The organism is uncultured Treponema sp., assembly GCF_946187725.1.
GTDB lineage: Bacteria > Spirochaetota > Spirochaetia > Treponematales > Treponemataceae > Treponema_D.
On sequence record NZ_CAMHSK010000021.1, the window covers coordinates 15,304 to 28,231 of the forward strand.

Consider the following 12,928-nt stretch of genomic DNA (forward strand, 5'->3'; position numbering starts at 1 on the left):
GGAGGTTCTTGTGCCAAACAAATTTTTCACATCTAACTTAAAAACAATCTCTTTTTCAGCAGTTTTCCTTCTATTAGGAAATGCTGCTTTTTCGCGGGCAAATCAATACAGTGGCGGCGGATTTGCTGCCACAGGTCAAATTGCGAAAGTCGGCTACACTTCAGAGATTTATGATGCCACAAGCGGACTTCCCACTTCAGATGCAAATTTTGTCCTTGGTGCAAAAAACGGATATGTCTGGATTGGCGGCTACAGCGGAATCATCAGATACAACGGCTCAATTTTTGACAGGCTTCCGACATCCTTCGGACTTACAAGCGGACGCGGACTTTTTGAAGACTCAAAAGAAAGAATTTGGGTTGCAACAAACGATAACGGTGTAGTCGTTCTTGACGGTGAAAAAACTCGGCACTACACATACAAAGACGGTCTTCCTTCATCTTCAATAAGAATCTTTTCAGAAGACAACAACGGGAACATTTTTATTGGAACTACGGCCGGGCTTGCCTACATCGACAAAAGCGGAAAGCTGTATCCTATAAACGATGCGCGGTTAAACAAAGAGCGAATTCTCAAACTTTCATCAGATTACAATGGAAGGGTCTACGGCCATACCAAAAACGGCAAAATCTTTGTCATCGATGATTGTGAAGTTACAAGAGTCTACACGAGCGAAGAACTTGGCATGGAAAAAATCACCACAATCATGTCAGATCCGGCAAATGCGGGCAAACTTTATTTCGGAACCCAGGGCAGCCTGATTTATTACGGTGATTTTGGCAGAGACAGCTCACAGCTCAAAAAAATCGATGTATCTCCGCTTTCAGACATTCACTGGCTCAGCTATGACTGTGACCGGGTTTGGATTTCATCGGCGACCTCAATCGGTTATCTCGACAAAAAAAATCAGTTCCACGAGCTAAAAAACATCCCGATGGACAGCGGCATCGAAATGACGACTTCCGACTATCAAGGGAACATCTGGGTGGCTTCTTCGACACAGGGCGTAATGAAAATCGTCACGAACAATTTCGTAAATCTCAGTAAGGAAGCATCGCTCCCATTAGAAACCACGAACGCGACCTGCTTTCACGACGACAAACTTTACATCGGTACAGACCACGGACTTAAAATCATAACCAAAGACCATAAAGTCATAAAAAATGAACTGACTGAATACATCGGAACCAGCCGAATTCGCTGTATTATCGAAGACAGTCAGAAAAATCTCTGGATTGCGGCTTACACAAACAATCTCGGTCTAGTCTGCTGCACCCCAGAAGGAAAAATCACTTCCTTTACCAAAAAAGACGGAATGCCAGGCAATCAGATTCGATGCCTCAAAGAATCAAAAAATGGCGCAATCTTGGCGGGAACAACAGTCGGTCTGGGAGTCGTAAAAGACGGAAAAGTCATAAGGTCAGTCACTACCGAAAATGGTGTCAAAAACGCTGAATTCCTTACGATTGAAGAAGATGATGACGGAAACATTTATGCCGGTAGCGACGGTGACGGAATCTACATAATCGGTGAAAACAAAATCGAACGAATCGGGCGCGATGAAGGTCTTACAAGCGATGTCGTCATGAGGATTAAAAAAGACAAGGTTCATGGCGTTTACTGGCTTGTCACCTCCAACTCAATCCAGTACATTCAGAATGGAGCTGTAAAAAATGTAACTTCTTTTCCATATAACAACAACTATGACCTTTACATGAACAGTAACGATGAATGTTGGATTCTCTCTTCATACGGCGTTTTCAGGGTAAAAACAACAGATTTGCTTTCAGATTCAGTAAAAGACTATCGAATCTACACGATTGCGAACGGTCTCCCCTGCTCCATTACAAGCAATTCTTACAGTGCGCTTAATTCTGACGGAACGCTTTATATTTCAGCACGCGAAGGCGTTGTCCGAGTAAACATAGACCACTATTTTGACCGTGGTTCACAAATCAAGGTCGATTTGAATTCAATTTACTGCGATGACCAGAAGATTTCCCCGAATCAGAGCGGCATTTTCGTTCTTCCGGCTTCCAAAGGCCGAATCAAGCTCACACCTTCTGTTATGGATTACTCTATGGCCAATCCGCTGGTCAGAATCTATCTTGAAGGTTCAAAAGATTCAGGAATTACCGTTCAGCGAAACAATCTTTCTTCACTTGAATACACGGCACTTTCTTACGGAAACTACATTCTTCACATTCAGATTCTGGACAACGGCAGGACAAGCGTTCTTCTCGATAAAACCTACATGATTTTGAAAAAGCCTCGCCTTTCAGAGCTTTACATTTTCCGTATGTCGCTTATTGTATTCCTGATTCTTATGGCGGGATTCATCGTATGGCGCGTAATGAAATCTACAGTCATCACCCGTCAATATGAAGTAATCCGTAAGACAAAAGATGAAGCAGAACGGGCAAATACGGCACGCTCTCGATTCCTTTCAAACATGACCCAGGAAATCTTAAATCCAATCAATACAATCATGGGCATGAATGAGATGATTTTGCGCGAAGAAACAAAGGGCGTTCCTAAATCGTATTTCATGTCGATTGCAAATTACGCTTTTGATATCAAAACTTCGTCAGATTCTCTCTTTACGATTGTAAATGACTTGCTCGAAATGACAAAAATTGAATCAGGTAAGTTGCAGCTCGTGCAGCAGGAATACGACATGAGTTCTTTGCTGAAAAACATCGTTTCATTCATCCGCGAAAAAACTACCGAAAAAGAGCTCAAATTCGATGTCGTTATCGATGAAATGATTCCAAAGCGGCTTTACGGTGATTTAGGCAAAATCAAGCAGATTGTTCTGAATCTTCTTTCAAATGCCGTAAAATACACCGAAAAAGGCGGAATCACATTAAAGCTCACCATGGAAAGCAGAACTGACAATGTGTGCGGACTTTGCATTTCCGTAAAAGATACGGGTTCAGGTATCAAACAAGAAGAAGTTGAAGCCATTTTTGCAACCTATGAAAACATCGTCGAAGCCGAAAACACTGAGCACATGAAGACAGGACTGGGGCTGAACATTTCAAGAAAATTCGCTGAACTTATGGGCGGAGTTCTTGTATGCCAAAGCAATCCCGGCGAAGGTTCTGAGTTCATTTTCGCATTTGAGCAAAAAATCGTGGATTCATCCCCAATCGGTCAGTTTAATGAACAGGATGAGGCAATTCAAAAAGGACCGTACATTCCGCACTTTATCGCACCGGATGCAGATATTCTCGTTGTTGATGACAATTTAATGAATATACATGTCATAAGCAATCTTTTAAAAGCAACAAAGGTCTTTGTATCAACGGCCTCAAGCTGCGAAGACTGTCTCGTTAAAATCCGAAACAACTCATTTAATATCGTATTCATCAACGAAAATATTTCAGGCATTGACGGCGAAGAAACGATTCAAAAGATTCGGGAAATTGCCCCTGAACTTCCAGTCTACGCCCTTATCGAAAATTCATCTTCTGGAGAAGATTTTTACAAATCAAAGGGATTTGACGGATGCCTTCCGATTCCAGTTGACTACGACTTAATGGAGCTCACCATCATGCGCCAACTTCCGGAAGCAATGATGGACCGACCTACCAAAAACGATAAAATGGAAGTCATTTCTGAATTTCCAGAAGAAATGCTCTGGATAAAAGAAATTGAAGGAATTTCTGTCCCAGATGGAGTTAAGGCTTCAGGCGGTATCGGCTCGCTCATTTTCGCATTAAAGCTGTTTTATGAGACAATCAGCGACAACGCAAAAGACATAAATCATGCGTACCAGACCGGCAATTTCAAGGTTCTGGCGGTCAAACTCAGAATCTTAAAGAATTCCACGATGTTTGTCGGAGCTAAAGATTTGTATGAGCTTGCCCTCAAGCTTGAAGAAGCCTGCAAAAAAGATGACAGAATCTTTATAGCCGCAAACATAGACAGGCTTTTGCATGAATATACAGCTTTTAACGACAAACTGAGCAGATTCGGTGAAGCTCAAGGAGATACGGCAAATGTATGATTTCATCTACGATAACCAGTTGAATATGATGCTTTTCCTGTGCGCTATAAGTACGACTATGGCGCTCATGCTTTTCATAACACAATTTCTCCCCAAAAAGCGCAAATATATTCTTATCGGCATGGAGGTAATTGCTACCATTTTGCTTGGCTTTGACCGTCTTGCATACATTTATTCGGGCGACATGACTCCGTTCGGCTATATAATGACAAGGCTCTCAAATTTCGTTGTCTTTTTTATGACTTCCGGCATCGTATTCTGCTTTAATTTGTATGTTGCTGATTTAATCGGTTCAAGGGCCACGACAGGCTGGATTTCAAAGCGATTACGGTTTGTCACGATTGCCTCTTCCATTGGAATGTTGCTTTCAATTCTCACTGTTTTTACAGGACTTTACTATTCTTTCGATGCGCAAAATGTTTACCACAGAGGCCGTTTCTTTTTAATCGCCTACATAATCCCGGTTATCTGCCCAATTGTTCAATTTACGGTAATTCACAAGTACAAGAAGCTTTTCAGCCACTTTATTTACATAGCACTTTGCCTTTACATTTTTGTTCCAATCATCGTTGGCATAATTCAGATTTTCACCTACGGTCTTTCAATCGTAAACATGGCGATGATTTTAGTTTCTGTCTCCCTGTACATTTTCACCTACCTCGACATCAATGATGAAGTACAGAAAGCACATAACATGGAAATGGAAATCCTTCAAAAAGAGCAAAAGAGCATGAAGAGCCTGTTCTCGCAGACCGCCATTGCTTTTTCTGAAGCCCTTGAAAAACGCAGTGACCTTCTAAAGGGAAATTCTCAAAGAACAGCACAAGTTGCATTGAAAATTGCAAAAAAATGCGGAAAATCAGACGAAATATGCCGCGAAGCCTACAACACGGCACTTTTTCACAATGCAGGAATTTGTACCATTCCAGACAGCCTTCTTTGCCGCGAAGAAAATCTTACCGAAGCCGAAGAAAAGCTGATTAAAAATCTCCCGCAGGAAGGAGCCGAAATTCTTTCAAACATAGAGGCCGTTCCGTATTTGAGCCAGAATTTGCGTCATCTTCATGAACGATATGACGGAAAAGGCCTGCCAGAAAGGCTTAAAGGTGAAGAAATCCCCGAAGCCGCAAGAATCGTTGCTGTTGCAGAAGAATATGTTGCCGTTACAAGCAGAAATAAATCACGAAATCCGGTTCCAAAAGCACTTGTCCGCGAAGAATTCGTTAAGGAAGCAGGATTACGCTTTGACCCCAATTTTTCAATGGCAATGGTCCATTTGATGGATATCGAAAGCAACGAACAGACTGATAATTACACAGAATTTCTTGAATCTGAGCTTTCATGTAGAGAGTACCGTGAGCATGTTTCGTCAGGTTTCGAAGTCTTAAAGAATTTCACGGAAGTCAGCTTCAATTTTGCTTCGACCGCACAAGAAAATGAATTTTCCGCTCCGTCAATCATCATTTATGATTCATTTGACCGAAAAGTGCACAAAACCCAAAAATCGATTGATACATATCATTACCTTGAATATGGAGAAGTCTGGTTTGACGGCCATACAATTTCCACGAGCGCACGGAATATTGAATCCAAGGTTTCAGAAAAAGAAACTCCAGACAGCGAAGACTCTGCCTACACTTTAAGTGTTGCACGCTATGGAGACCACCTTTTGCTTAAAACCGAAAGTCCGACCAAAAAAGCACAAGTGATTGTCGCACTCCCGGATGTCTCAAAATCAGCATACATCGCCTTGAGCGCAGAAAACGGCCAGCTCAGCGATATAAAAATCACTCACAAAGACGAAAAGCTGAATGAAGAATCAATTCCACGGATTGCAGAGCAAATTTCTTACATAAATCACATTGAATCCGATCTTCCGAATTTGCAGATAAACGGCCCGCGTTCATCATACACGGAAGGTGTCAAAATCGAAGACCGAATGAAGCTCAGTTTCCATACGATGAGTCTTCCAGAAGCAAATCTTGTCTGGCACTGCCCATACATCGTAATTTACCATTCTAAGGACGGCAAAATCGATGGCGAAGATTACCGTGAATATGCTTTCATCAAGCTGAACGGTGAAGATAACGGCTCAAATGAATTTGCGGTCAACACTTTCCAGATGAAGCGAAATGAATCTTTTGTAAGCTGGAACAAGTGGAAAGAAGAAAACAAAAAAGGTCTGGAGTGCAGGATTGATTTCTCCAAAAAAGGCAATACAATCACCCTAAGCACCGAAAACCTTGGAATTTCAATCAAAAATACCTGTAAAATCTTTGAAAATAAAGAAGATATTTACGCCGCACTGACTGGCGATCAATGTGCGATTACAGACATCCGCATTCTTTAATAAAAGGGCGGTCTGTGCTAATATGATTTCATGAAATTTCCGAGATTTTTTTCAATTTTCACGCTTTTCTTTTTTGCTGCGAGTTTTTCATATTCTCTCGGCAAAAAAGACAAAGAAAACGAATCTGAGCAAAGTTCAAAACAAGAAAAAACTGAAGTTCAAAATGATTTTATCAAAATTGACATGCTTCTCGACAGCAAATCGCCGAATCCAAAAAATTACTTAAAATGGAAAAACAGTTCTGCCTCATACGACGATTATTTTGATACGATTTCGGGGGCATCAAAAGTCCACAGCACTAAATATCTTAGGGAAGTAACGCTTGATTCAAGTACAAAATCACTAAAAATCCCAAAAGGTCTCCGCTCGCTATGCCTGTTTTCCGTTGCAAATCCAGAATCGCTCAAAAATGACAATTTTCTCATAACACAGCAGGGCAAAAAGCTCACGATTACATTTTCTCACCGCCAGATTGATTACAAAATCGAAAGCGATGAAGAAGGATTCCTCAATGTTCCGGACGGATTTTTCATAAAGCTGCCTCCAAAAGCAGAAGAAAATGCAAAGGCCGAAAAATCTGAAGAAAAGCCCAAAACAGAAGAAAAAACTGCCGCAATGCCAGAAAGTGAAAAAAAGAGCGAAGACATAAATAAAGATACTGAAAAAGCAGAAAACACAGAAATAACAGAAAAAACTGAACCAGAACCAAGCGACGGATTTCAGAAAGACATTCCGCCATCTTCAATTGCAGCAATTTATGAAGGAAAATTAAAGGCAAATCTGAGCCCGGAAGGAATTTTCACGCTAACAGGAAAAATAAAACAAAAACAATTAGTAATTAGAAATGTGCAATGAGAAATTAAGGACGAGCAAAGCGATGTCCAGAAATAATTTCTCATTGCTAATTACACATTGCTAATTAACTACAGTTTTGCAGCGATTGCATCAATAAATTGCCAGCTGTCAACAACTTCTTTAGCAGGCGGGTTTGCAAGCCGTGCCAAATCACCAGTCATTGTGCCCTCTTCGATTGTATCAAGAGTGGCTTTTTCGAGCTTTTTAGCGAAATCAGCAAGTTCCGGTGTGCCGTCAAGTTCTGCGCGCTTTGAAAGTGCACCAGTCCATGCAAAAATCAATGCGACCGGGTTTGTTGAAGTCTTTTCGCCCTTCTGGTAGCGATAGTAGTGCTTCTGAACTGTGCCGTGGCTTGCTTCGTATTCGTATTTTCCATCAGGACTTACGAGAACGCTTGTCATCATTGCAAGAGAACCGCAAGCAGAGGCAATCATGTCGCTCATAACATCGCCGTCGTAGTTCTTGCATGCCCAAAGGATTCCGCCTTCGCTCTTCATGATTCGGGCAACTGCGTCATCAATCAATGTGTAGAAATATTCGATTCCAGCTTTTTCAAATTTTTCTTTATATTCAGCATCAAAAATGCGCTGGAAGATTTCTTTGAAATTGCCATCGTATGTCTTAGAAATTGTGTCTTTTGTGCCGAACCATACGCTGATTTTCTGGTCGAGTGCGTATGTGAAGCAGCAGCGGGCAAAACTTTCGATTGATTTGTCGAGGTTGTGAATTCCCTGAATGATTCCAGGACCTTTCATTTCCATGATTGTTTTGCGGATTTCTTTGCCGTCTTCGCCTGTGAAGACAAGTTCTGCCTTACCTGCGCAAGGAGTTTTAATCTCGCAGTTTTTGTAAACATCACCGTAAGCGTGTCGTCCGAGAACGATTGGCTTTTTCCAGCTTGTTACATTGCAAGCTACATTTTTAACGAAGATTGGAGCACGGAAAACTGTACCGTCAAGCTCACCACGGATGATTCCGTTCGGGCTCGGAGTGAGCTGTTTAAGATTGTATTCTTTTACACGGGCAGCGTTCGAAGTGATTGTGGCACATTTTACGCCAACGCCAAGACGCTTGATGGCTTCAGCACTTTCATAAGTAACTTTGTCATCTGTATCGTCACGATGCTTCAAGCCCAAATCATAATATTCGGTCTTTAAATCAACAAACGGTTCAAGAAGCTTTTCCTTGATGACCGCCCACAAAACTCTAGTCATTTCATCACCATCAAGTTCGGCGATTGCGTTTTTCATCTGAATCTTTGCCATAATAACGATAGTATATAGAAAAAAATCTGTTCCTACAAGACGAAAATTTCAGTTTAAATTCAATAAATTTTAAGACTTTCTAAGGAAGGTCGTGTTATGCTTTTAATAACACAAAAGCGGCAGGAGGAAACTATGCGCGTATTATTGGTTGAAGATGAAGAAGGTCTCTCACAGGCTCTGGTTGAAATTTTCAAAAAGAACAGAATCAGCATTGATGCAGTTCTGGACGGAAAAGAAGGCCTAAAATATGCCGAAAACGGAATCTACGATGTACTTGTTCTCGACATAATGCTTCCAGGAATCGATGGTATCACAATTCTAAAAAAACTTCGCGAAAATCACAATAATGTTCCTGTAATTTTCCTTACCGCAAAGGATGATGTTTCCGACAAAATCACTGGTCTTGATGCAGGTGCTGATGATTACCTCACAAAGCCATTTTCAAGCGATGAGCTTCTTGCACGAGTCAGGGCTCTTTCACGCCGCAAAGGTGAAATCAAAGAAGATGCGGTCACATTTGGCGACCTCACCCTCAACAAAAAGAACTGCGAACTTCAGTCAGCAAAAGGCGAGGCTATCAAGCTCTCCCTTAAAGAATATCAGATTCTTGACCTGCTTTTCGAAAATCCACACCAGATTATCACAAAAGAGCAGTTAATCGAAAAAATCTGGGGCGGGGACTCAAATGCCGAATACAATAATGTTGAAGTTTATATCTCTTTCATCCGAAAAAAGATAGAAAACCTCAAAGTCGGCATAAGAATCCGCACTGCACGAGGAATCGGCTATTCGCTAGAGGATGAAACGCGATAAGCGCATAAAACTTGGCAAGCCTAAACGGGAACAAAAAAAATGAATGTCATAAAACAGCTGCAGGTAAAATTCGTTTATTCAATGATTCTTATTGAAATGATTGTTTTCGCATTAATTCTTTTTTCATTGAATTTCGCGATTACAAAACGAGAATCAAACGAAGCAAGAGAATTCCTATATTTTCTTGCAAACAACAACGGACACCGTCCACGGCCCAAATCCCCCGAAGAAGAGGCTGCGGCCAAAATGCTTGCCAAGCGGGAACTTGCAGCAGACATTGATGCGACATCTTCTGCAAGCCGCGAACATCCTGAAGATTTTCTTCGAAATTTAACGAAATTCTTCAGGATTGAACGCCCTATTGAATCTAATCTGCGAAATTACTTTTCCGTCAAAGTCCTTACAGACGGCACAATTGTTGAAGTCATAAACGATTTTCCCCTTAACTACACAAAAGAAGAAATCACAAGTCTTGTCAAAGAAATCCTCGATAACAACAAAATTTCAGATTCCGTTGGCGGTGTCATGTATTTCATCAGGGATTTAGGACGAACGCACCGTTTAATCTGTATGCTGAACCGCAATTCCGAGCTAAAGACTCTCGGTAAACTTTACATTTATACCGCAATGCTCTATATATTCAGCATAATCATTTCAATCCTCATTTCTATTCCAATTGCAAAATTCATGGTCGAACCTGCCCGCGAAGCACTAGTAAAACAAAAACAGTTCATCGCAGATGCAGGTCATGAATTAAAGACACCAATAGCCGTAATCAGCGCAAACATTGATGTTCTTGAAAATGAAATCAAAGGCAACAAATGGCTCGAATATATCAAAACTGAAAATCAGAGAATGGGCGATTTGGTCAAAGACCTGCTTTATCTCGCTAAAAATGATGCAGGCCGCAACGAAATGACCTTCAATGATTTTGATTTTTCTAACGCAATCGAAAATTCTGTGCTTCCGTTTGAAGTTGTTGCTTTCGAAGCCGGAAAGACACTTGAATTCGACATTCAGAAAGAAATCATCTGCAACGGCGATGAAAAATCGCTCAAACAGGTCTTCATCATTCTTGTTGATAACGCACTCAAAAACTCAGAAGATGGGGCAAAAATTACGGTAAAAGCCTTTACTGACGGCCAGAAAATCTTCTATAAAGTACGCAATACTGGTCAGGGCATTCCAAAAGATGAGCTCGAAAAAATCTTCCTGCGATTCTACCGCTCAGATTCATCAAGGGCGCGAGCAACAGGCGGATACGGTCTTGGACTTGCAATAGCAAGGGCAATCGCTGAAGATCACAACGGAACGCTCACTGCAGAAAGTGAAGTCGGTGAATGGGCTGAATTCACGCTGGCAATCCCCAAAAAGAGATAACAAGGAATTTTTATGGAACTAAAAGAACTCTACCGCGAAATTTTAAACGAACACAATATAAATCCCGCTCACAAATCTTCTCTTGATGGTGCAGACCTCACTTTGCAGGGCGTTAACCCAAGCTGCGGCGACAACATCACTTTAAGGCTCAAAACTGAAAGCGGAACAATCACGGACGGTGCATTTGATGGCTCAGGCTGTGCAATCAGTCAGGCAAGCTGCGACATGATGCTCGATTTAATCATCGGAAAAACTGCTGAAGAAGCACTCCGCCTCTGTGAAATCTTCATGGGCATGATTCAGGGAACCGTCAGCGAAGAGCAGATTGAAGAACTTGACGAAGCAAGCGCACTCCGCGAAATCCAGCACATGCCGGCCCGCGTAAAATGTGCAGAGCTTGGCTGGCGAACAATGCGTGAAATGCTCGGTCTCAAAAAAGATACGGCAAGTGCAACAGCATCGCACCCGGATTGCCCTGTAAATTAAGGCTCACTCGACGCGGATACACGCAAAATCACACATATAATAGATATTGTTAAATCCGCGTTCATCTTTGTCTAATTTTCTCTTTTCACTTCCATTTAAATTCATGTTTGTGATAGAATATGGAATCTTATTTTTAATGAGGTGAAATAGTTATGTCTATCACATGGGAAAATCTTGACAAACTTTCTTCTTACAAAAAACTTCAGTCGCTCAAAGGTGCCGTTAGCATTAAAAGCGAACTTTCTTCTGCAAATGCTGCAGAACGGGTAAAAAAATATTCTGTTCCGATGGGAGCAGGTCTTACTTACAACTACGCTGCAAAACAGGTCGATGAAAAAATCCTTTCAGTTCTCGCTGAACTCGCAAAAGAGGCTCAGCTTACAGAGAAATTCGCTGCTACATACAACGGCGAAGTAATCAACACTGGTGAGAAACGCATGGTTTTGCACCATCTCTGCCGTGGTCAGCTCGGAAACAATGTTATGGCTGACGGTGCTAACAAGCGCGACTTCTACATCAATGAGCAGAAGCGAATCGCTGACTTTGCAGAAAAAGTTCATTCAGGTGCAATCGTAAACGCAAAGGGCGAAAAATTCACTACTGTCGTTCAGATTGGTATCGGTGGCTCTGACTTGGGTCCACGCGCTATGTACCTCGCTCTCGAAAACTGGGCAAAAGCAGCAGGCACATTCAAAATGGAAGCAAAATTCATCTCGAATGTTGACCCGGACGATGCAACAGCTGTTCTTAAATCAACAGACCTTGCACACTCAATCTTCATTCTTGTTTCAAAATCAGGAACAACCCTTGAGACTCTCACAAACGAATCATTCGTAAAAGACGCTCTCAAAAAAGCAGGTCTTGAACCTTCTAAACACATGATTGCCGTCACTTCAGAGACATCTCCATTGGCACACAACCCGGACTATCTCGAAGCATTCTACATGGATGACTACATCGGCGGCCGCTACTCTTCAACTTCTGGAGTCGGTGGAGCAGTTCTTTCACTTGCATTCGGTGCAAAAGTATTCGATGACTTCCTTAAAGGTGCTGCCGAAGAAGACAAACTCGCTACAAACGAAGATATTCTCAAAAATCCTGCACTTTTGGACGCACTCATCGGAATCTACGAGCGCAATGTTCAGGAATATCCTGCAACAGCAGTTCTTCCATATTCACAGGGCTTGAGCCGCTTCCCTGCACACTTGCAGCAGCTCGACATGGAATCAAACGGTAAGAGCGTAAACCGCTTCGGAGATGCAATCGACTATGTTACAGGTCCGGTAATCTTCGGTGAGCCAGGCACAAACGGCCAGCACTCATTCTATCAGCTCCTTCACCAGGGAACAGACATCATTCCGCTTCAGTTCATCGCATTCAAAGAGAATCAGGCAGGAAATGATGTTGTAATCGAAGATTCAACAAGCCAGAAAAAGCTCGGCGCAAATGTCACTGCACAGATTATGGCTTTCGCTTGCGGTAAAGCAGATGCAGATCCAAACAAATCATTCGCAGGCGAGCGCCCGTCAAGCCTCATCTACGGAAAACAGCTCACACCTTCGACATTGGGCGCACTTCTCGCTCACTACGAGAACAAAGTTATGTTCCAGGGATTCGTATGGAACATCAACAGCTTCGATCAGGAAGGCGTACAGCTCGGCAAAAAGCTTGCCAAGACAGTTCTTTCAGGAAACGCAGACGGCGCTCTCAAGGCATATACAGAATTGCTTGATTTGTAGGATCTAACTTCCGATTACACATACTAAA

At 42.0% G+C, this 12,928-nt stretch carries 8 protein-coding genes; 7 read left to right on the forward strand and 1 reads right to left on the reverse strand.

Going from position 1 to position 12,928, the window contains the following annotated elements:
• The first annotated feature begins 10 nt into the window (after positions 1–10).
• The 3 genes from Q0Q74_RS08935 to Q0Q74_RS08945 are packed head-to-tail and all read left to right on the forward strand — an operon-like array spanning position 11 to position 7,217.
• Complete coding sequence (locus Q0Q74_RS08935; RefSeq protein ID WP_294430089.1) at positions 11–4,012, forward strand: ATP-binding protein; 4,002 nt, start codon at positions 11–13, stop codon at positions 4,010–4,012.
• Positions 4,005–6,362, forward strand: a complete 2,358-nt coding sequence (locus Q0Q74_RS08940) for an HD domain-containing phosphohydrolase (protein WP_294430091.1) — start codon at positions 4,005–4,007, stop codon at positions 6,360–6,362. Before Q0Q74_RS08935 ends, Q0Q74_RS08940 begins: the two co-directional genes overlap by 8 nt.
• A 30-nt stretch (positions 6,363–6,392) precedes the next feature.
• Positions 6,393–7,217, forward strand: coding sequence for a hypothetical protein (locus tag Q0Q74_RS08945; RefSeq protein WP_294430094.1), 825 nt, complete (start codon positions 6,393–6,395; stop codon positions 7,215–7,217).
• A 68-nt stretch (positions 7,218–7,285) separates the two neighbouring features.
• On the opposite strand, the gene Q0Q74_RS08950 is transcribed toward Q0Q74_RS08945, so the two are convergent.
• Positions 7,286–8,482, reverse strand: a complete 1,197-nt coding sequence (locus tag Q0Q74_RS08950; RefSeq protein ID WP_294430096.1) for an NADP-dependent isocitrate dehydrogenase — start codon at positions 8,480–8,482, stop codon at positions 7,286–7,288.
• A 132-nt stretch (positions 8,483–8,614) separates the two neighbouring features.
• Here Q0Q74_RS08950 and Q0Q74_RS08955 point away from each other — a divergent pair, with 132 nt between their 5' ends.
• The 4 genes from Q0Q74_RS08955 to Q0Q74_RS08970 all read left to right on the forward strand — a co-directional run bounded on the left by Q0Q74_RS08955 (position 8,615) and on the right by Q0Q74_RS08970 (position 12,900).
• Positions 8,615–9,295, forward strand: a complete 681-nt coding sequence (locus Q0Q74_RS08955; RefSeq protein ID WP_294430098.1) for a response regulator transcription factor — start codon at positions 8,615–8,617, stop codon at positions 9,293–9,295.
• Positions 9,296–9,334: 39 nt separating this feature from the next.
• Positions 9,335–10,675, forward strand: a complete 1,341-nt coding sequence (locus tag Q0Q74_RS08960) for a cell wall metabolism sensor histidine kinase WalK (protein ID WP_294430100.1) — start codon at positions 9,335–9,337, stop codon at positions 10,673–10,675.
• Between the two features lie 12 nt (positions 10,676–10,687).
• Positions 10,688–11,161: a Fe-S cluster assembly sulfur transfer protein SufU gene (gene sufU, locus Q0Q74_RS08965; RefSeq protein WP_294430101.1), complete on the forward strand. Its 474-nt coding sequence runs from the start codon at positions 10,688–10,690 to the stop codon at positions 11,159–11,161.
• Positions 11,162–11,313: 152 nt separating this feature from the next.
• Complete coding sequence (locus Q0Q74_RS08970) at positions 11,314–12,900, forward strand: glucose-6-phosphate isomerase (protein ID WP_294430103.1); 1,587 nt, start codon at positions 11,314–11,316, stop codon at positions 12,898–12,900.
• Positions 12,901–12,928 lie beyond the last annotated feature (28 nt).